The sequence below is a fragment of the Alkalicoccus luteus genome (assembly GCF_052061695.1).
In the GTDB taxonomy this organism is placed as follows: domain Bacteria; phylum Bacillota; class Bacilli; order Bacillales; family Salisediminibacteriaceae; genus Alkalicoccus; species Alkalicoccus luteus.
The window spans coordinates 48,840-69,212 of the sequence record NZ_JBPZEY010000004.1 but is presented as its reverse complement, the minus strand read 5'-3'; the positions used below and the strand labels follow the sequence as shown (position 1 = coordinate 69,212).

Sequence of the window (20,373 nt, the reverse complement as noted above, 5' to 3'; positions counted from 1 at the left end):
CGAAGGAGTGTTGAACGTGAAGCAATTTGACCCGACTGATCTAACGGTTCCATATCTATTTTTAACAGGTAAGGGAGGAGTAGGGAAAACGTCCACCGCTGCGGCACTTGCTGTCAGCCTTGCCGACCTAGGCAAGCAGGTGTTAATCGTAAGTACGGACCCTGCTTCTAATCTTCAGGACGTATTCGACATGGATCTCGGACATGAAACAGCAGCAGTTCCTGGCGTATCAGGTCTGTCCGCTCTTAATCTGGATCCGGAGGAGGCGGCAGCGGCTTATCGGGAGAGAGTGCTCGGGCCATACCGGGACCTGCTTCCGCAGTCGGCTGTTGATTCGATGGAGGAGCAGATGTCCGGTGCATGCACAGTCGAAATAGCAGCATTCGACGAGTTTACCCAGTTGCTGACGAACAAAGATAAGACCTCCCCCTATGACCATATCATTTTTGATACAGCTCCTACCGGGCATACCCTTCGTCTGCTGCAGCTGCCGCAGGCATGGACAACATTTCTTGATGAAAACGAGCACGGTGCCTCCTGCCTTGGTCCGGTCTCCGGCTTAGCTTCTAAGCGGGAACAATACGCAGAAGCTGTCCGGGTGCTTGGAAACCCAAAACGTACAAAGCTGATTCTCGTTGCACGTCCGGACAGGGGCAGCCTTGCCGAAGCGCAACGGGCAGGAGCAGAGCTAGGTGAACTTGGAATCAACAGTCAGCAGCTGCTGATCAACGGTGTATTTGAGCGCAGGACCAGAGATGAAACGGCCGTGCAGCTTGAGCGGGTTCAGCAGGAAGCACTGACGCAAACAGACACGGATCAGGCTTCTTTTATACCGCTGAAGCCTCATAACGTGACCGGACTTGAAGCACTTCGATCGTTCTTTGACAAAGAAGTAGCCTTCCAGGAAGAGGTGGCAGGTTTCCGTTCGGAGCCCGGGCTTGAACTGCTTGCAGCGGATCTTTCTCAAATGGAAAAAGGCGTGATTATGACGATGGGAAAGGGCGGCACTGGTAAAACATCGGTAGCAGCTGCGATTGCTTCTGCACTTGCAGCGGCGGGACATCGCGTTCATTTAACTACGACGGACCCGGCTGCTCACGTGGAGCAGGCGATAGGCAGCGAGCGTCCCGCCTCACTTACGGTAAGTGCTGTGGACCCTAAAGAAGTCACGAAAGCCTATAAGGAGAAGGTGCTCAGAGAAGCGGGAGCCGGACTTTCACAAGACGAGCTGTCATTTATGAAAGAGGATCTGGATTCGCCATGTACTGAGGAAATTGCTGTCTTTCAGGCATTTGCTGAAATTGTAGACGAGGCTGCAGATGATATTGTTGTGATTGATACCGCACCGACCGGCCATACGCTTCTGCTTCTCGATGCAGCGGAGGCTTATCATCGGGAGGTGGAACGAAAGGGAGGCAACGTATCAGAAGCAGTTCAAAAGCTGCTGCCCCGCCTTCGCGACCCGCAGTATACAAAGGTTTTATTAGTCAGTCTTCCGGAAGCTACACCGGTCCTGGAGGGAGAGCGTCTCCAACAGGATTTGGAGCGGGCGTGCATCACGCCTGCCTGGTGGGTGCTGAATCAAAGCTTTTCAGCATCGGATACAAAAGAGCCGCTGCTCATGCACCGCGCTGCTGCTGAACAGACATGGATCAGCCGCGTTCAGGCAGGAGGCACCCCCTATGTAACAGCGGCTTGGAACAGCCGCGGCGAAGCAGCTGGACTGCTTGACCAGTTTTATGTCAGAAAATAAGGGAAGCAGAGGCCAGCCGGGACGTTCCGGCTGGCCTCTTACCATTCGTATGTACGGAGCAGCTAAGGCAGAGTGCCATAAAAAAGAGCCTGATCCATAAGAGGAGAGGCTGCTTTTAACTGCTCTGCGGTTTTTAGCTTCCAGTATCAGAAGAGGCAGCGAGCGCATTGCGTTTGGAAAAGTACTGGTTCTTCGTAAGCTGCCAGTTCACCATTTGTAAATGCTCCGTCTCCGGGAACAAGTGATTATTTTCCAGGACGCGGATGGAGCCCAGGTTATCGTGTCGGCATTCCGCAGTCACTCTGGTCACTTCTGTTAATTGAAAGCAATAGTTTAATATCGCTTCAAGTGCTTCAGTTGCATATCCCTGTAAGCGATAAGGCTTCCTGATTCCGTAGCCGACTTCCACTGTATGCCAGTTGTCCGGCTTCCCTTTAAATCCGATATCTCCAATTACCTCATCTGAATCCCGCAAATAAATTATCCAAGGGCCCCAGCCGTAGCAGGCCGAGTTCATCCGTAACCCTTGTAAATGAGCGTCAAGATGAGCTGGAAAATAGTTAGCCTGTCGCAAATGAGGGAAAAGGTCGAGAGAAAGAGCTTTTAAAGTAAGCCTCGATGAATGAACGACCAATCCCATGAAACATTCTCCTTTCAAGACAGGGTATTCTGTCACTGACCTCATTCCCTAAACGAACAAACTTAAACAAAACATATTCTGTTAAAATAAGAAATAAGCAATATAAACGAGTGATGCGATAAAGAGAAGCATTTCAACCCAAGAGCCGGTCCGGTAAACAGGAAGACTCGTGCGTTTTCTCGTCAGAGGGTAGAATAATGGAATGCCGCTTCTGGAAAACAAATCCCCGGTGAGATGAGCAACAAAGCCAAAACAGAAAGCTTCAATAAAGGCGTGATCAAACCGAAGCAGAACAAGCACGGCGACGAGGGCTGCAATACCGGAGTGAGTCAGGCCGCGGTGGCCGAACAATAGCTTTACCCAGAAGGCCAGCCCTCTTGAGCGTCTGCCGATCCAGGAGGTCGTTTCATCGATGTCCGGGAAAACGGCGCCAAGCATCAGACCGGCCGCGGTAAAAGCTGGGGCTGTTTCTGTAAATGAAAAAGCCGTATAATGATCAACGGCAAGCGCTGCCGCACATGCCGTCGAGAGGTGTGTATAATAACGCATAGCGAACGTCCTTTCGTATCGATCTTTTATTATCTTACCATAATGATAGATGTGCAGCAGTAGAAAATAAGAAGGAAAGAAGGCCAGCAGCCATGACGACACCACCTTTACATAAAAACCGGGCTTTTTTACTCGTCTGGATGTCAGGCCTCACCATTATGCTTGGATTTTCCATGTTTTTTCTCTCTGTTTCCTGGTTCATCGTCGACGAACTGCAAGATCCGGCTGTTTTAGGAATCGTTATGATGAGTGTGTCCATTCCAAGGGTTATCATGATGATTTACGGCGGGATTTTAGCAGACAAAATACGCAAGTCGAATATCATGTTTGTCACCAATTTTCTGCAGGTATGCGTTATGGCTGCCATGATTATTCTTTACGTGAACGATTGGCTGACAGTTACGGCACTAGTCATTATCGCACTCGTGTTCGGATTCCTCGACGCGTTTTTCTTTCCGGCAGTGTCTTCGATGATTCCTATCATTGTCAGAGATGCGGAGCTTCAGCGTGCTAATTCACTGTTCCAGGGATCGACTGAAATGATGTTTATTATAGGACCGATCATTGCAGGGCTGCTGCTGTACATCGGTGACTTCACCCTCACGTTTTCGGGGGCTGCGATTTTGATAGCTGTTTCGACAGTGCTCGTCTTCCCTCCGTTCATTAAAGACCCGCGGCCGGATAAGCGCACAGATGGCCAGTCGGCGCTCACAGACTTAGTGGAAGGACTGCGCTATGTGAAAGGATCTGAACTTCACCGGACTGGCACGCTTACGATTGTCGTGCTGAACTTATTTATGATCGGTCCGATCATCATCAGCTTTCCGATTATCGTCAGTGCACTTGGCGGTACCCCGCTTGAACTGAGTCTGTTGGAAGGGGGTCTTGCAGCAGGAACGTTTACAGCAAGCGTTGTTCTTGTCATTTGGAACCTGAAGCGTAAGCGGGGCCGCCTCGTGTTTCTATCGCTTGCACTGACGTTTTTGCTCTTTCTGCTCTTCAGCCGCTCAGAGGCGATGCCGATGCTTGTAGGTTTAACAGCCGCAGCAGGGTTTGCAGCTATGTTCGTCTATTTGCCTGTTGTTACGATGGTGCAGGAACAAACAGAAAAAGCGAAGCTGGGACGCGTGATGAGCATTATTACGCTGGCAGCAAGCGGATTTGAACCAATCGCGTTCGGACTGATTACGATGCTGGTTGCTGCCGATCTGCCAATTACAACGATTTTAACTGCCTCCGCTTCGGCCGGGCTCCTGCTCAGTCTGCTTCTGATATGGCTCAGTCCAGGTTTCAGGCGCAGAGATTGACGTTTCCCTTTTAAAGGCCTAGAAAATCGAATAGACACGTACGTTGCGGACAAGCCATCAGCCGGCTGTCCACATTTGTGATTGACAGCGTTTCCATTAGCCGATATGATAAGAGCAGTTGCTTAGTGAACCGGTTAACCTGCAGCATAGATGCGGAAGGGAGCCATGATGAAAAAACGACCAACTATTACAGATGTAGCGCGGCATGCCGGCGTTTCCAAGGCTTCGGTCTCTTATGTGCTGAATGATGTGAAAAAAGTGTCTCAATCGACGAAAGAGCGGGTATTGATGTCCATTGAGGAACTTGGCTATGAACCGGATTTCACTGCTGTTTCGCTTACCCGTCAGCGCTCGCAGCTGATAGGGATAATATTGCCGCTTGTTAATCAGTCGATTGCACATGTGATGCGTGAAAATACTTACTATAATGAGATGATCAGTGCAGTTGAACAACGTGCGCGCGAAAGCGGATTTGATGTTCTGCTGACCGGTTTGTCCAGGCCGGAGCACTACCGGACCTGGGTGCACAAGCGTAAGCTTGACGGTCTGTTGTTTTTCGGATTATTTCCGAAAGAGATTTACGACGAAATGCGCAGTATCGATGTGCCGGCCGTTCTGATTGATACGTATGAGGAACATACGGACAGGTATCCGTCTGTCAATATTGAAGATGAGAAGGGGGCCTACCTTGCCACCTGTCATCTGGCGGAACTTGGCCATTCACGGATTCTGTTTACCGGTACCAACTTGCACAATCCGGTCGAACATTACCGGTATACCGGCTATGAGCGAGCGTGCAAAGAGGCTGGGATTCAGCCTATGAATCCGGTTGAAACGCCTCATTCTCATAGTTTTTCAAGCGGATATGAAGCTGCAGAGCGCGTGTCTGCAACGGATGCAACAGCTGTATTCTGCACCTCGGATATCATTGCTCAAGGTCTGATACGGGCCCTTTATGAACGAGGAATCCGGGTGCCGGATGATCTGTCCGTAGCTGGATTTGATGACATTCATTCAAGCCGGTACAGCATTCCTTCTTTAACGACGATTCGGCAGCAGATTCAGTTGAAAGGAGATGCAGCAGCCGGGAAGCTGCTTGAAGCGATGAAGGGCGGAAGTCCGGAGCCTGAAGTGCTGGATGTCAGCTTGATCATCCGAGAATCCACAGCGCCGCCTGACATAGGAAGCGCGTCACAATAGCTAAAGGAGTGGTTCGATGCATATTACAATTTGGAACGAATACCGTCATGAAAAAGAAAACCCGGAAGTGCAGAACATCTATCCGGATGGCATCCATGAAGCCATCCGCAGCTTTTTAGCGGAAGAGTATGAGTCGATCAGCACGGCGGTTCTTGATGAACCTGAGCACGGATTAACAGATGAAGTGCTTGATAAAACCGACGTCCTGATCTGGTGGGGACATAAAGCCCATGAGGAAGTAAGCGATGAAATAGCAGCGAAAGTGCAGGAGCGCGTGTGGAACGGCATGGGCCTTGTCGTGCTGCATTCCGGACACTTCTCAAAGGTGTTTCAGCGCCTGATGGGGACCGGCTGCGATTTAAAGTGGCGGGAGGCGGATGAGAAGGAACGCATCTGGGTCGTCGATCCGACGCATCCTCTGACGAAAGGAATCGGCTCTCATATTGAACTGGAAAAGGAAGAAATGTACGGAGAGCATTTTGACATTCCGGTGCCTGATGAGCTGGTGATGGTCAGCTGGTTTGAAGGCGGAGAAGTCTTTCGCAGTCTCTGCACGTTCCGGCGCGGAAGCGGAAAGATCGTCTATTTCCGGCCGGGGCACGAAACCTATCCAACGTACTATCACCCGGATGTGCAGCAGGTCATCAAAAATGCAGCAGGGTGGGCAGCACGCCATGCCGGTGAAAAGCCGGTATACGGCCATCATCCCGAAGCGCTTGAACCAATCTCATCTAAAGAGGAGGACGAATAAATGTTAAAAGCAGCAGTTATTGGATGTGGAAGTATTGCAAAATATCGGCACCTGCCGGAATATGCGGCAAACCCGGAGGTGACGCTTACTGCGGTATGCGATATCAATCAAGAGCGGGCCGAAGAGCTTGGCAGTATGTTCGATGCGATGGCTTACACAGACTATCAGGAAATGCTGGAGCGCGAAGATATTGATATCGTCAGCGTCTGCACTCCGAACTACCTGCACGCACCAGTTTCGATTGCAGCGTTGAACGCAGGCGTGCATGTTCTTTGCGAAAAACCGATGGCGACATCCAGCAAGGAAGCAGATGACATGATTGAAGCAGCTAAAAATGCGCGCAAGTGGCTGATGATTGCGCATAATCAGCGGTTTGTTCCTTCCCATCAGCGGGCACGGGACATGATCGCGCGCGGCGAGCTTGGTAAAATCTACAGCTTTCGAACGGCGTTTGGGCACGGCGGACCGGAAGGATGGAGTGCTGATGGCGCAGACAGCTGGTTCTTTAAAAAGGATGAAGCGTTTATTGGCGCCATGGGCGACCTTGGTGTTCACAAGACAGACCTGCTCCGGTTTATTCTCGGCGAAGACTTTACGAGCGTCGGCTCGTTTATCGAAACGAGCGCCAAAGACCACAGCACGGTCGACGATACGGCAGTATGCATTCTCCGGACTGGAACAGGAATCATCGGAACGCTTGCTGCAAGCTGGTCCTACACAGCCGGAGAGGATAATGCGACAGTTATATACGCTGAAAAGGGCATCATGAAGCTGGAAGACGATCCGCAGTACAACGTGGTGATTGATTATGTGGACGGTGAGAAAGCGAGGTTCGAACTGGGCGGCATTCAAACGAACGAGAGCGGCGGTCAGACAAACTCCGGCGTAATCGATTCGTTTGTCAGCTCAATCCAGGCAGATGAGGAACCTGCCATTCCTGGTGAAGAAGGGAAGAAATCGCTGGAAGTTATTCTTGGCGCACTGGAAGCAAACGAATCAAAAACAATCGTCGATCTGGACTTGGGCTGAGGAGGATACGCATGAACCGTTTACGCATTGGATTAATCGGGGCCGGCGGAATTGCCCGTCACCGTCATATCCCCGTCCTGCTGGAGCTAAAGCATGAAGTGGAAGTAACAGCCGTCTGTGACATCAACCTGGAAACAGCCAGGCAGGCAGCGGTCTCGTTTCACCAGCCGCTTGTCACGGATGACTTTCGCGATGTGCTGCCAAAAGTAGACGCTGTCATTATTTGTACACCCAATAAATTTCACGCGGAAGCTGCGATTGCTGCCCTCGATGCGGGCGTCCACGTCATGTGTGAGAAGCCGATGGCGATGACAGCGGAGGAAGGCGCAAGCATGCTGGAAGCGTCCAGACGGAGCGGAAAACAGCTGATGATTGCTTATCACTACCGCTCGATGAAAGAGAGCCAGGCTGCTAAAAAGCTCGTCGAGGCTGGAGAAATCGGAGCGCCGATGGTGGCAAGAGTGCAGGCGCTGCGCCGTCGAAAAGTACCCGGCTGGGGCGTGTTCACCAATAAAGAGCTCCAGGGAGGAGGCAGCTTGATTGATTTTGGCTGTCATTTCCTGGATTTATCCTTATGGCTGCTGGGCAGTCCAAAGCCGGTTGAAGTCAGCGGGAACACGTACAATAAGCTGAGCCGGATGCCGGACCAGATAAACGAATGGGGGCGTGTTGATCATACGACATTCGAAGTCGATGATCACGTCACGGCATATATCCGTTTTGATAACGGGGCAACGATGCTGTTTGAAACATCATGGGCCGCAAACGTAAAAGAAGATAAAGAATATGTATCGATATCCGGTGATACGGGAGGCGTTGATCTGTTCCCGCTCGAGGTTAACCAGGCGAAGCACGGGATGCTGCTCGACAGTACCCCGAACTGGGTGCCGGGAGAAGCGGACCCGGGACTGTTTCAGCTGCAGAATTTTATTGATGCCTGCCGCGGTGATGGAACACTGATCATTAAGCCGGAGGACGCGCTTTACGTGCAGCAGATTGTTGATGCGATTTACAGAAGCAGCGTGGAAGGACGCAGCATCTCACTGGAGGATTAACCAGTCATGAGGCTGATAGAAATGAAAGACGGAAATGCTTCATGATTTTCGTCTAAATCGAGGAGGAGATTTGCATGAAATCTGGCGTATTTACGGTTCTGTTCGGAGACAAGTCTTTTGAGGACATGCTCGATTATGTCAAAGCTGCCGGATTGGAAGCAGTGGAAATCGGCACGGGCGGTTACCCGGGAAACGCGCACTGCGATCTGGACGGCCTACTGGAAAGCGAAGATAAGCGAAATGAGTACATGAAGAAGGTGGAGGACCGCGGCTTGATGATCAGTGCATTCAGCTGTCACGGGAACCCGATTGATCCTAATGAAGCCTTTGCAAAAGAATCAGTAGAAGTCATGAAAAAGACCATTAAGCTGGCGTCATTAGTCGGCGTGCCGGTTGTCAACGGCTTTTCCGGTACTGCCGGTGATCACGAAGGAGCTAAGCTGCCAAACTGGCCGGTAGCCCCTTGGCCGGCTGAATACGGCGACATTTTGAAGTGGCAGTGGGAAGAAAAGCTGATCCCATGCTGGAAAGAACTCGGCGCTTACGCGGAAGAACACGGTATTAAAATCGGCATCGAGCTGCACGGAGGCTTTCTCGTCCATTCGCCGCACACGATGCTGAAGCTGAGAGAAGCAACTTCTCCTGCGATTGGCGCCAATCTCGACCCGAGCCATCTCTGGTGGCAGGGCATCGATCCGGTAGCTGCGATCAAAATACTTGGAAAAGCAGATGCGATCCATCACTTCCATGCGAAAGACACGTACATTGATCAGGATAACGTAAACATGTACGGTCTGACCGATATGCAGCCATACAGCGAGGTGCAGACACGCGCCTGGTCGTTCCGGTCTGTCGGATGCGGGCACAGCATGCAGGAATGGTCGGATATGATCAGTGCGTTGCGTACGTACGGCTACGATTATGTTGTCAGCATTGAGCACGAAGATCCGATTATGTCTATTGATGAAGGCTTTCAGCGCGCCGCTGATAACGTCAACAGCGTACTCATTCGTGAAAAGCCTGCGGACATGTGGTGGGCGTAAGCACAGGAACATAAGAGCGGAACCGGGGATGACCGGTTCCGTTTTTTTTTTGATTACGACATAAGGGGAAGCAGGAGGCTGATGGTTTGAGCGCCGAAAGATACCGGCCGTGAACGTAACAGGCTGTTATAACGAATAAAACAACTTGAGTCTTCGCAAGCGTTGCGTAACGTGCTTTCAGATTAACAATCTCCTGCAATCATTTGCAAGAGTGGTTCTCAGCAGTGTTCACCCATATGACCCACGTATCCTGCATCATTGAAAGTGCCGGAACCATCTGTTCCACTGCTTCAATCCAGTCAAAAACGGGTAAAGAACAACAATACGATTCGTAAAAAAGGAGGGGTACAGTGAGGAAGCGCGACTTATTCCGTGATATGAAGCAGCTCGTATCCGACTTAAAAACCCAGGACCACTCAACCGTCATTCGTTCTGAGGAAAAGCAGGTCGGTATCGGAAAGGGACGGCCGGTCTTGAAGAAAGAATCTGTTTTCCGTGCCAAAGTGGGCATCACGGCCGACGACCTTCCGCAACGGCAACATCCCCGCAACCGTTTACGAGGCAGACTTCCCGGGGAAGATAAGTAGTCCGGGATATTGAAATCAGAAAGGATGACGTCTTATGATGTGGCTGCTTGCCATTTTACTGCCGCCTGTAGCGGTCCTTCTAGCAGGGAAACCGATTCAGGCACTGATTAACCTCGTATTAACCCTGTTTTTCTATATACCAGGCATGATTCACGCGATCCTTGTCGTAAAGGAAAATAAGGATGACAAACGAATGGACAAATACATGCGAGGCACGTGACAAGAAAATGAATACGAGCCGCCCAACCCGGGCGGCTCGTCTCGTTTTAAGCTGTTTTTTTCTGCGGGGCAGGAGCTCCTGCGGCAGGAACTTGATCGATGTCCTTTTTCAGAATCGCAAGCAGTCCTGCTGTAACAAGTGAGCCAATTAATATGGCGACTACATATAGAACCGGCTGCGTCATGATCGGGATAACGAACACGCCTCCGTGCGGTGCTTCAGAAGCGGCACCGAAAAACATGGACAGTCCGCCTGCTACGGCAGAGCCGGCAATGAGCGAAGGGATCACCCGCAGTGGATCAGCTGCTGCGAAAGGAATCGCTCCTTCCGTAATAAACGAAGCTCCAAGAATGTAGTTTGTGCGGCCGGAATCACGCTGCTCCTTCGTGAACTTTCGCTTGAAAAACGTCGTAGCAAGTGCAATACCGAGCGGCGGCACCATACCTCCCGCCATAATAGCAGCAATCGGAGCATACAATCCGGCGTCGATCATCGCGAGTCCGAATGCGTAAGCGGATTTGTTGATCGGTCCGCCCATGTCGACTGCCATCATCCCGCCGAGAATGATTCCGAGAATGACGAAGTTGCCTGTCTGCATATCGCCGAGCCAGCTGACGAGTCCGCCTTGGACGGCTGCCATCGGTACGACGAGGAAGTACATAATGAACCCGGTTGTAAAGATACCAAACAGCGGGAGAATCAAAATCGTTTTAATGCCTTCAAGTGAAGCAGGCATAAAGCTGAACAAACGACGGATGCCAAGTACGAGATAACCTGCAAGGAAACCGGCTACAATCCCGCCGAGGAAACCGGCGTCGCCATTGTGAGCCATGAGACCGCCGACCATACCGGCAGCAAAACCGGGACGGTCTGCGATGCTGTAAGCGATGAAGCCTGCAAGCACTGGTACGATGAAGAAGAAGGCATTGGCACCGCCGATCGTCGACAGAATTTCACCAAACCAGCCCATCTCTCCTGTGATCGGATCTTCAAAGAAGAAGGACAAGGCGATTAAAATACCGCCGCCGACGATAAATGGCAGCATGTTTGATACACCGCTCATCAAGTGCTTGTAAAACGCGGCACCTGCCGATTTAGCTGAGCCGAGACCCGATGCAGAAGCGGCCTGGCGCTCTCCGCCGCCGGCTGCCTGGTGCACAGGTGCATCAGGTGCATCCTGCAACAGCTTCTCCGGCTTGCGGATGCCTGCGGCTACCGGCGCTTTCAGCAACGGTTTGCCATCGAAACGGTCTGTTTCCACCCGCGTGTCCGCAGCGATGATCACCGCGTCTGCTTTTTCAATATCTTCTGCGGTCAGCGCGTTTCTTACACCGTCTGAGCCGTTTGTTTCTACCTTAATATCGTAGCCAAGCTTTTCAGCAGCTGCTTTTAAGCCGTCAGCTGCCATGTACGTGTGCGCAATGCCAGTCGGGCAGCCTGTGACAGCGAGAAAATACGGGCGGTCCCCTGATGCTTCCTTTGGATCCTCTTCAGCAAGCTTTTCTGTTTCTTTCCGGTCAACCGCTGCAAGCAAGTCTTCTTCCGAAGGAACGGTCATCAGCTCTTCTCGGAAGGACTCGTCCATAAGCAGTGTGGAAAGGCGGGACAATGCTTGAAGGTGAGTTTGGTTCGCTCCTTCGCTGGCTGCGATCATGAAGAATAAGTGAGCCGGCTGAGCATCGAGAGAATCATAGTCGATTCCCGCTTTGGAGCGGCCGAAAACGATCGCAGGGCGTGACACAGCTTTCGTTTTTGCGTGAGGGATCGCGACCCCTTCGCCAATACCGGTCGAGCTTTGTGACTCCCGCTCGTGAATGGCTGCTTTGAAGGCAGCAGGATCATTCAGATTGCCTGCCTGATCCAGTTTGGCCGTTAGCTCATCGATGACGCCGTCTTTTGAGTCAGCTGTCAAATCCAGTACAATTGTTTCAACTGTGAGCAACTCTGTGATTTTCATACCGATTCCTCCTTATATTCGTGAACAGAGACGGACGGCAGCAGATCTTCAACATGCTCTTTCGTGCAAAGGGATTCTGAAAATGCCGTGGCAGAACCGGCAGCGATGCTCCAGCGGAATGCTTCTTCAGGTGCAAGACCGTTCTCCAGCCCCGCGAGAAATCCGGCAACCATCGAATCACCTGCTCCAACAGTAGAGTGGATCGTTCCGGTTGGAACAGCTGCTTCCAGCACACGTTCGGCGGAAACGAGCAGGGCGGATTCAGCTCCACGGGAGACGAGAACATTTTTTGCACCATCGGCAACAGCTTTTTTCGCCAAACGTACAGCTCCTGGTGTATCCGCTGATTCCTGGCCGTACAGGGCGGTCAGTTCATCGATATTCGGCTTAATCAGATACGGCCTGGCCGAGAGCGCTTTTTGCAGAGGCACACCGCTTGTATCGATCACCGTTCGAAGCGTGAGCTTTTCAGCTATCATCCGGTACGTTTCAGACGGGAGTGACGGTGGAAGACTTCCGGAAAGAACGAGCAGATCATGTTCGTCCGCTGAATCTAGTCCGGCAAGCAGCTGATGGACATGTTCCTCACTGATAGCTTGAGAAGGGCCATTAACCTCGGTTTCCTTTGCGGTCTTGAGTTTCATATTGATTCGTGTCATACCAGGTGTGTCAGTAAAATGGGTGCGCAAGCCCTCTGCAGCAAGCTCTTCCTTTAAAAAGGCGCCGGTAAATCCTGCTGTAAAACCGAGCAGCGTTGAGGCAATGCCAAACCGGTGCAGCACGCGGGAGACGTTTATGCCTTTCCCGCCTGGAATCATCCGCTGCTCGGTAGCGCGGTTTGTCGCACCTTCGACCAGCTCCGGCAGTTCCATAAAGCAGTCAATCGACGGGTTAAGGGTGACGGTGTAAATCATGGCTTCACTCCTTCAATCGTAGTATGCTCACTCAGCTGCTCGAGAAACAGTTCTGTATCAGCTTTTATCTCCGTAATCAGTGCAGCGTCGTGAATGGAGGCAAAACGCGAAAAGGATGTCTGCTGCAGTTTGGACGCATCTGCGAGTACAAACGCCTCTTGGGACGCTTCCAATGCGAGCTGTTTAATAGCAGCTTCTTCCGGGTCCGGAGTGGAAAAGCCAAATTCCGGGTCGACTCCGTTTGTGCCGAGAAATGCTTTATCGAACCGATACTGCTTCAGTGATTCAGCGGCTGTCCTGCCGATAAAAGCAAGCGTTCCCGATTTGACGTAGCCGCCGAGAACGTATGTGCGAAATCCTCGCTTGAGAGCAGGCTCTACAATGTTCAGGCCGTTTGTAACGATAACGATCTCCTTTGCCTCAATATAAGGAAGCATCGCCTCCGTTGAGGTTCCGGCATCGAGGTAGACGGAATCACCGTCTTCAATAAAGGAAGCGGCCAGTCTGCCGATTCGCTGTTTTTCTTCGGCGAAAACTGTTTTTTTATCGAGCATCGTTGGTTCATCCGACTTCCTGGAAGGAAGAGAGGCACCACCGTGTATACGCTTTAATTTTTGTGCATCTTCAAGTTCACTCAGGTCACGCCGGATTGTAGATTCTGAAGCACCGGTTGCTTCTGTCAAATCTGTCAATTTCACTGTCCGCCGCTGCCGGAGCAGTTCAAGAATTGTGTCGTGCCGTTCGTATGTCAGCATTGTTTCCGCCTCCATGTAAGGGATTACATTGAGTATAAAACATGAAACAATCAAAATCAATCATTTTATTTCAAAAACATTCAAAAACATTCATTTTCCTTTTGATCCGCTGAGGTCAGTATAGATACATGCTGCTGAATAGCTGGATGCAGACAGAAATATCAGCAGAAAATAAAGAGGAGTGATTGCTTTTGAACGATTATGAACGATGAAGATTTTCGTGTCAGGTTGTGCGATGACTGGAATCATGCTACGATAAAGATACTTAATTAAATTAATTAATAAAGGGGTGTCCTCATGACAACAGTAGAGAAAACATATGAGAAATTGTTTCGCGAGCGTGCAGACGCGGTTTATTTTTCACCGGGAAGAGTAAACTTAATAGGAGAACACATTGATTACAATGGAGGACTCGTGTTTCCAGCTGCGCTGACAATCGGAACTTACGCAGCGGTTTCTCCTCTTGAAGAGCGAAAAGTAGAAATGTATTCGATCAATTTTCCGGATGATGGCATACAAACGATTCATCTCGGTGGGAAGGTAGAGCTGCAGGGCGGATGGACAGATTTTATTCGGGCTATGACAGCGGTCATCGAGGCTGAAACAGGACGCCGTGTTCACGGATTTCGCGCGGTTGTAGAGGGAACCATCCCGAACGGTGCAGGGCTTTCTTCTTCAGCTTCATTTAATGTCCTGATTGGTACCGTGCTAAACGCATATAACGAGCTCGGACTCGATCAGGTTACCCTGAGTAAATTGGCACAGCAGGCAGAGAACGATTACCTTGGAGTTAACTGCGGTATTATGGACCCGTTCGCAATCGCTAACGGTAAAGAAAAGCAGGCGATGCTGCTCGATACAAGAACGCTGGACGTATCGTATGCCCCGCTTGATCTGCAGGACAACGTCCTCGTGATTATGAATACAAATAAGCGAAGAGAGCTTGCAGACTCGGCGTACAATCAGCGCAGGGAAGAATGCGAATCCGCGTTAATGAATCTGCAGGAGAATGGAGCACCCGCATATTTGTGTGAAGTGCCGCCGGAAATGCTTGAGGAAAAGGCAGGTCATCTTTCTAAGGTAGAATATGCACGTGCCCGCCATGCCGTAACCGAGCAGCAGCGCACGAAAGAGGCGCATGCAAAGCTTGTGGATGGTGACGTTGATGGGTTCGCCAAACTGCTGAATGCCTCACATCAATCGCTGAAACAGGATTATGAAGTGACAGGAGAGCATCTGGATGCACTCGTTGAGGCTGCCTGGGCAGAGGAAGGTGTTCTTGGAGCAAGAATGACAGGAGCAGGATTTGGCGGCTGTGCAATTGCGGTTGTTAAGCAGCAGGGCTTGCAGGAAACGCTTGAGCGCATTGGAAATACTTATCAGGCAGCGGTCGGCTGGAAACCGGCATTTTATGTAACAGATATCGGCGGAGGAGCCGGAAAATGGAAGGGAGAGGCATAAAATGAGTGTACTCGTTTGTGGAGGAGCAGGATACATTGGAAGCCATGCTGTTGCAGCGTTGCTGGAAGCGGGTGAAGAGGTAGTAGTAGCAGATAACCTGCAGACCGGTCATCGGGGAGCAGTGCCGGATCAGGCTGCTTTTTATCACGTCGATCTCCGTGATGAACAAGCCCTTGAGGCCATGTTTGCATCGGAATCGATAGATGCTGTGATGCATTTTGCCGCAGATTCGCTCGTCGGTGTCAGCATGGAAAAGCCGCTTGACTACTACGACAATAACGTAGGCGGCGCCATCAGTCTGATGAAGGTGATGAAGCAGCATCGTGTTCAGCATATCGTATTCTCGTCAACGGCCGCTGTATATGGGGAACCGGAATCTGTACCGATCACAGAGTCGGCCCCCACAAAGCCAGGCAACACGTACGGTCAGACGAAACTTGCGATCGAACAAATGCTGCACTGGTGCCGGCAGGCCTATGACATGGAGTACGTCGTGCTGCGCTACTTCAATGTAGCAGGGGCGCATACGACCGTTGATATTGGAGAAGATCATGATCCGGAAACTCACCTGATTCCAATTATTCTGCAGACGGCGCTCGGACAGCGCGAGAAAATCATGATTTTCGGAGATGATTATCCAACAGATGACGGCACCTGCATCCGCGATTATATTCACGTCGAGGATCTGATTCAAGCTCACATTCAGGCGCTGCAGCACCTGCGCAACGGCAAATCGTCAGATACGTTTAACCTTGGCAACGGCAGCGGCTTCAGTGTGAAGCAGGTGATCGATGCTGCTGAACATGTAACGGGACGTCCTATTTCCCGGGAAATAGCTCCGCGCCGGGCGGGAGATCCGGCAGAGCTGGTTGCTTCCTCCGAGAAAGCAGCATCCGTACTGGGCTGGAAGCCGAAGTATGCTGACTTGCACACGATCGTAAAAACAGCGTGGGAGTGGCACCAAAAGCATCCGAATGGCTACGGGGAGGAAAACTGAATGAACATCAGCCGATTAGTGGAAGAATTGACGGCATGGGCTGTCAGAAAAAAGCTGATTGAGAAAGAAGATCACGTGTACTGCCGGAATCAGCTGCTTGAGAAGCTGCAGATTGCTGATTTTGAACAGCCGGTATCCGCAGCAGAACGGGACCTTCATTCGATCATGGAGGATATCTTGAAATGGGCACTGGATGAAGGCAGGATAGAAAATGATACGGTAACGGAACGAGACTTGTTTGATACGAAGCTGATGGGTGTCTTTGCAGATAAGCCTTCTGTGATCGCGAGCCGGTTTGGCAAAGAGGAAGAGAAAAGCCCGGAACAGGCTACGGCCTGGTTTTACGAGTGGAACAAAGCGATTGATTACATTCGGACAAAGCGTATTGAAAAGAATGTAACCTGGAAGACGGATACAGAATACGGTGCGCTTGATATGACGATCAATTTATCGAAGCCGGAGAAAGATCCGGCTGAAATTGAAAAGCTTAAGCACCAGCCGGCTTCTTCCTATCCGCTCTGCCTGCTTTGCAGAGAAAATGAAGGCTATGCAGGTAGGCTTAATCACCCTGCCAGGCAGAATCTGCGAACAATTCCGGTGACCTTAAATGAAGAAGCGTGGCATTTTCAATTTTCTCCATATGTCTACTACCATGAACATGCTATTGTGCTGAAAGAGAAGCATGAGCCGATGGTCATCACCGGCGACACATTTACCCGGCTGCTTGCTTTTACTGAACGGTTCCCGCACTACTTTATAGGCTCCAATGCGGACTTGCCTATCGTCGGAGGCTCTATCTTGAGCCACGATCATTACCAGGCCGGCCGCTATACGTTTCCGATGGCCCGCGCTGAAGCAGAAGAAACAATGGAACTGCCACAGTTTACAGGAGTGACTGCAGCCAGAGTAAAATGGCCGATGTCCGTCGTCCGGCTTCAGGGAGACGATCGTACGGAAGTCAAAAAAGCAGCAGAACACATTTTGAACAGCTGGCGTGCTTACAGCGATGAAACGGCAGGGATTTATGCAGAGACAGACGGAACGCTCCATCAGACAATCACTCCGATTGCCAGACGGCGCGGAAGGGCATTCGAACTTGATCTTGTGCTCCGGAACAACCGCACCTCCAGCGATCATCCGGACGGGATATTTCATCCGCATGCGCATGCGCATCACATTAAAAAAGAAAATATCGGCCTGATCGAAGTCATGGGGCTGGCCGTACTGCCAGGTCGGCTGAAGCAGGAGCTTCGTGAAACTGCGGAAAAGCTAGCGGGTGTTTCCCCTGAATCGGCGTTGTATGACGGGATCACGGCAAAGCACGCTGATTGGGCACTGAAGGTTTCGGAAGGACGCCGTATCGCGAGCGTGGAAGAAATGGAGACGCTTCTGCAGGAAGAAACGGGGCTTGTCTTTGCAGAGATCTTAGGTCATGCGGGCGTGTTTAAACGTGACGATGCCGGTATTCGCGCGTTTCAACGGTTTATGCAGACGATCCAGCAATAGGGGGATAGGTGATGAGCAGTTTTCAGCATATGAAAGCACGAAACAGAAGCCGGGTGCTGCAGGCGATCCGACAGAGTACGTCAGGAATTTCACGCGCGAGCATTGCCGACCGTACAGGTTTGACCGCAGCATCCGTTACAAATATTGTGACGGCGCTGCTTCAGGAAAATCTCGTGCGTGAGACGAAAGCAGGAGCCTCCAGCGGCGGTCGAAAGCCGATCCTGCTGCAAATGAATAACCGGGCCCAGCGGATTGTCGGTATTGATATTGGATCCAGCGAGCTGCGAATCGCGTCAGCAGGGCTGGACACCGTACTGCTGCGGAGCAGGACGATTGCCATCCCGGAGCAGGTGACGGAAAACACCTTTCTCTCCTTTCTTACCTCTTCGCTGCATCAATTTTTGAGTGAGGAACCGGAACCGGTGCTTGGAATAGGCGCAGCCGTACATGGAATCGTAGACAGACGCAGCGGTGTTTCGGTTCACGCCCCCGCTCATGGGATAAAGGGCGTTCCGCTTCGCCATGCGCTGGAGACAGCTTTTGGGCTCCCGATTTCCACCTGTAATGACGTGAAGGCAATGGCGCTGGCCGAATCGTGGTACGGGAAGGGGCGCACGTATGATTCCTTTTTGTTTATCAATGCTGGTCGAGGGTTGGGAGCGGCTTACGTGGAAAACGGAAGAGTCGCAGAAGGTGCTTCCGGCATAGCTGGAGAAATCGGCCACACGCTCATCGATCCGAACGGCGTCCAGTGTTCATGCGGAGCAAGCGGCTGCCTGCAGACGCTTGCTTCGGCTGAAGCGCTCGTACGGCAGGCAAATGAAGCGACTGAGCACAGGCCCTACACATCCGGCGCAGACGTTGCAGCCGCTGCAGGCACCGATCCTGCTGCAGCTGAAGCACTGAAGCAGATTGGCACGTGGCTTGGGTATGCTCTTGTGAACGCTGTGCATACGTTCAATCCGAGTGCAGTCGTTTTCGGGGGCGGGTTAAGCCGGAACGAACAGCTGATGGAAACAGCGCGTAAAGCTGCATATCCACGCTTTCTGACCAAGCACGCTGCCGATACAGATATCCATGTATCAACACTGGAAAACAGTACGCTGCGAGGAGCCTGTTCGCTCGTTCTGCGTGATCATATTCTGCAAGAGCCGGAAGCATAATCAGCTCCGGCTTTTCAAGCGTTTGTAAGTTGGGTACAATAGAGACACGTTTAACGGAAGCAGAAGCAAAGGAGCGATAACGTGGTTACGGACTTACAGGCACTTAAAAATAAAATCCTCGAAAAGACACAGCTCGTCTTTATCATCAGCGATCCGCAGCAGCCGGATAACCCGATTATTTACGCAAACCAGGGATTCACCAAGTTGACCGGCTATTCCCAGGAAGACATCATCGGTCAAAACTGCCGGTTTCTGCAGGGTGAAAAGACAGATCAGCGCGAAGTCGATAAAATTCGCAGCGCAGTTAAAGAAAAAGAGCCGGTGTCAGTCGAACTGCTTAACTATAAAAAAGACGGAACGCCGTTTTGGAACCTGCTGCATATCGATCCGATTTATCTGGAATCAGAGGATCAGTACTACTTCGTCGGGATTCAAAAAGATATTACCGATTTCAAAGAAGCAGAGGAAAAGCTTGCCTCCTATAATAAAGAAATTGAGCTCCTTTCCACTCCAGTTGTGCCGATTAAAGAAACGATTTCCGTTCTGCCGCTTATCGGAAACATTGATGAGAAGCGAATGAACATTATCATGGAGCGTATTCTTCCTGAACTGGACCGATCTGCGATTGAGACGCTGATTTTGGATCTCTCCGGTTTCCGTGAAGTGGATGAAGCAGCCGTCGTCGGTATTTTTCAGCTTGGTGATTTAATGAAGCTGAAAGGAGTGACGATGATCATCACCGGCATCACACCAAAAGTCGCAATGCACACACGGGGGCTGGATATCGATTTATCCTCTTTAAAAACCTATGGTTCAGTGAAGCAGGCAATTGAAGCGATCGATGCCGATTAACAATTAAACAGCCTCCGCCCATTCATCGGGCAGAGGCTGTTTTCTGCGTAATAGACAAATTAAGCAGGATCCTCATCAGGCGTTCGGACAGCGATAATTAAAAAGACAAAGTAGCTGATCATCAGCACAGATCCGCTGATGATATAGAACAGCAGGGTCACTATTCCCGGGAGCGGAAACGGCTCCATCATATAGAGATACATGCCGAGGCAGAGTCCAATGGTTCCGATCAGGGCACTCCATACATGAATTTTGGTAAGCAGCGTTTTTCCAGGACGGTATACTTTGTAGTAGATCGACCAGGCGAATAAAGACAGCCAGCCGGCAGTCAGAACGTGAGCATGGATCGGACGCAGTGAAGGTCCGCCTGAGCCGGCCATGTGACCACCCATGAACGTACCGATGACACCGAAGACGGCAGCGGTAATAAGCAGCATTTTACTATATGACATACACAAAACCTCTCTTTTCAAAGATGAATGCTCGAGATCGCGGTGCAACATACACAGTCTGTTTTCTATTATATGCGAAACGACAGACGGTAGAAACCGGAAGCCCGTCTGTGATTATGAATGCTTTATGACAGTTTAGCGAAACAGCTCCGTCAGAAGCCTCCAAAAAGCAGGAAAAGAAC

Annotated in this window: 20 protein-coding genes; 14 read left to right on the top strand and 6 right to left on the bottom strand. The window is 51.0% G+C overall.

Annotation, left to right across the window (positions count from 1 at the left end; all coding sequences use genetic code 11):
• Positions 1 to 16: 16 nt before the first annotated feature.
• Complete coding sequence (gene arsA / locus ACSZLD_RS06635) at positions 17 to 1,753, top strand: arsenical pump-driving ATPase (RefSeq protein ID WP_444684674.1); 1,737 nt, start codon at positions 17 to 19, stop codon at positions 1,751 to 1,753.
• Positions 1,754 to 1,886: 133 nt separating this feature from the next.
• Here arsA and ACSZLD_RS06630 read toward each other — a convergent pair whose 3' ends face one another.
• Together ACSZLD_RS06630 and ACSZLD_RS06625 are read right to left on the bottom strand one after the other, a co-directional pair.
• Positions 1,887 to 2,393, bottom strand: a complete 507-nt coding sequence (locus ACSZLD_RS06630) for a GNAT family N-acetyltransferase (RefSeq protein ID WP_377908808.1) — start codon at positions 2,391 to 2,393, stop codon at positions 1,887 to 1,889.
• A gap of 81 nt (positions 2,394 to 2,474) precedes the next feature.
• A complete protein-coding gene (locus ACSZLD_RS06625) occupies positions 2,475 to 2,942 on the bottom strand; it encodes a metal-dependent hydrolase (protein WP_377908809.1) in 468 nt (155 codons plus the stop codon).
• A 92-nt stretch (positions 2,943 to 3,034) separates the two neighbouring features.
• Between ACSZLD_RS06625 and ACSZLD_RS06620 the strand changes: the two genes are divergently transcribed.
• From ACSZLD_RS06620 to ACSZLD_RS06585, 8 genes are all read left to right on the top strand, one after another.
• A complete protein-coding gene (locus ACSZLD_RS06620) occupies positions 3,035 to 4,249 on the top strand; it encodes an MFS transporter (RefSeq protein ID WP_444684673.1) in 1,215 nt (404 codons plus the stop codon).
• Between the two features lie 168 nt (positions 4,250 to 4,417).
• Positions 4,418 to 5,449 carry a LacI family DNA-binding transcriptional regulator gene (locus ACSZLD_RS06615; RefSeq protein WP_444684672.1) on the top strand — a complete coding sequence of 344 codons (1,032 nt, stop codon included), beginning with the start codon at positions 4,418 to 4,420 and terminating at the stop codon, positions 5,447 to 5,449.
• A 16-nt stretch (positions 5,450 to 5,465) separates the two neighbouring features.
• Positions 5,466 to 6,200, top strand: coding sequence for a ThuA domain-containing protein (locus ACSZLD_RS06610; protein WP_377908812.1), 735 nt, complete (start codon positions 5,466 to 5,468; stop codon positions 6,198 to 6,200).
• Positions 6,201 to 7,229 carry a Gfo/Idh/MocA family protein gene (locus ACSZLD_RS06605; protein ID WP_377908813.1) on the top strand — a complete coding sequence of 343 codons (1,029 nt, stop codon included), beginning with the start codon at positions 6,201 to 6,203 and terminating at the stop codon, positions 7,227 to 7,229. It begins immediately after the preceding gene.
• A gap of 11 nt (positions 7,230 to 7,240) precedes the next feature.
• Positions 7,241 to 8,284, top strand: coding sequence for a Gfo/Idh/MocA family protein (locus ACSZLD_RS06600; RefSeq protein WP_377908814.1), 1,044 nt, complete (start codon positions 7,241 to 7,243; stop codon positions 8,282 to 8,284).
• A 74-nt stretch (positions 8,285 to 8,358) separates the two neighbouring features.
• Complete coding sequence (locus tag ACSZLD_RS06595; protein ID WP_377908815.1) at positions 8,359 to 9,327, top strand: sugar phosphate isomerase/epimerase family protein; 969 nt, start codon at positions 8,359 to 8,361, stop codon at positions 9,325 to 9,327.
• Positions 9,328 to 9,677: 350 nt separating this feature from the next.
• Complete coding sequence (locus ACSZLD_RS06590; protein ID WP_377908816.1) at positions 9,678 to 9,914, top strand: hypothetical protein; 237 nt, start codon at positions 9,678 to 9,680, stop codon at positions 9,912 to 9,914.
• Positions 9,915 to 9,948: 34 nt separating this feature from the next.
• The gene (locus tag ACSZLD_RS06585; protein WP_168009538.1) at positions 9,949 to 10,134 is read left to right on the top strand and encodes a YqaE/Pmp3 family membrane protein; all 186 of its coding nucleotides are present in this window, start codon (positions 9,949 to 9,951) and stop codon (positions 10,132 to 10,134) included.
• A gap of 46 nt (positions 10,135 to 10,180) precedes the next feature.
• On the opposite strand, the gene ACSZLD_RS06580 is transcribed toward ACSZLD_RS06585, so the two are convergent.
• From ACSZLD_RS06580 to ACSZLD_RS06570, 3 genes are read right to left on the bottom strand one after another with little or no spacing between them, the layout of a single operon-like run.
• On the bottom strand, positions 10,181 to 12,091 hold the full coding sequence (locus tag ACSZLD_RS06580; RefSeq protein WP_444684671.1) for a PTS fructose transporter subunit IIABC: 1,911 nt from the start codon (positions 12,089 to 12,091) through the stop codon (positions 10,181 to 10,183).
• Positions 12,088 to 13,005 (bottom strand): 1-phosphofructokinase, encoded by a 918-nt coding sequence (gene pfkB / locus ACSZLD_RS06575; protein WP_444684670.1) that lies wholly within the window; start codon positions 13,003 to 13,005, stop codon positions 12,088 to 12,090. Before pfkB ends, ACSZLD_RS06580 begins: the two co-directional genes overlap by 4 nt.
• The gene (locus tag ACSZLD_RS06570) at positions 13,002 to 13,760 is read right to left on the bottom strand and encodes a DeoR/GlpR family DNA-binding transcription regulator (protein WP_377908819.1); all 759 of its coding nucleotides are present in this window, start codon (positions 13,758 to 13,760) and stop codon (positions 13,002 to 13,004) included. Before ACSZLD_RS06570 ends, pfkB begins: the two co-directional genes overlap by 4 nt.
• A gap of 297 nt (positions 13,761 to 14,057) precedes the next feature.
• Between ACSZLD_RS06570 and ACSZLD_RS06565 the strand changes: the two genes are divergently transcribed.
• From ACSZLD_RS06565 to ytvA, 5 genes are all read left to right on the top strand, one after another.
• Entirely contained in the window at positions 14,058 to 15,221 is a 1,164-nt protein-coding gene (locus ACSZLD_RS06565; RefSeq protein ID WP_444684669.1) for a galactokinase, read from the top strand.
• 1 nt (position 15,222) lies between these two features.
• Positions 15,223 to 16,218, top strand: a complete 996-nt coding sequence (gene galE / locus ACSZLD_RS06560) for a UDP-glucose 4-epimerase GalE (protein ID WP_377908821.1) — start codon at positions 15,223 to 15,225, stop codon at positions 16,216 to 16,218.
• The gene (galT, locus tag ACSZLD_RS06555; RefSeq protein WP_444684668.1) at positions 16,219 to 17,724 is read left to right on the top strand and encodes a UDP-glucose--hexose-1-phosphate uridylyltransferase; all 1,506 of its coding nucleotides are present in this window, start codon (positions 16,219 to 16,221) and stop codon (positions 17,722 to 17,724) included. It abuts the gene before it with no gap.
• An 11-nt stretch (positions 17,725 to 17,735) separates the two neighbouring features.
• Entirely contained in the window at positions 17,736 to 18,887 is a 1,152-nt protein-coding gene (locus tag ACSZLD_RS06550; RefSeq protein WP_444684667.1) for an ROK family transcriptional regulator, read from the top strand.
• Positions 18,888 to 18,968: 81 nt separating this feature from the next.
• On the top strand, positions 18,969 to 19,739 hold the full coding sequence (gene ytvA / locus ACSZLD_RS06545) for a YtvA family blue-light photoreceptor (RefSeq protein WP_377908824.1): 771 nt from the start codon (positions 18,969 to 18,971) through the stop codon (positions 19,737 to 19,739).
• Between the two features lie 59 nt (positions 19,740 to 19,798).
• Here ytvA and ACSZLD_RS06540 read toward each other — a convergent pair whose 3' ends face one another.
• Positions 19,799 to 20,191 carry a hypothetical protein gene (locus ACSZLD_RS06540; RefSeq protein ID WP_377908825.1) on the bottom strand — a complete coding sequence of 131 codons (393 nt, stop codon included), beginning with the start codon at positions 20,189 to 20,191 and terminating at the stop codon, positions 19,799 to 19,801.
• Positions 20,192 to 20,373 lie beyond the last annotated feature (182 nt).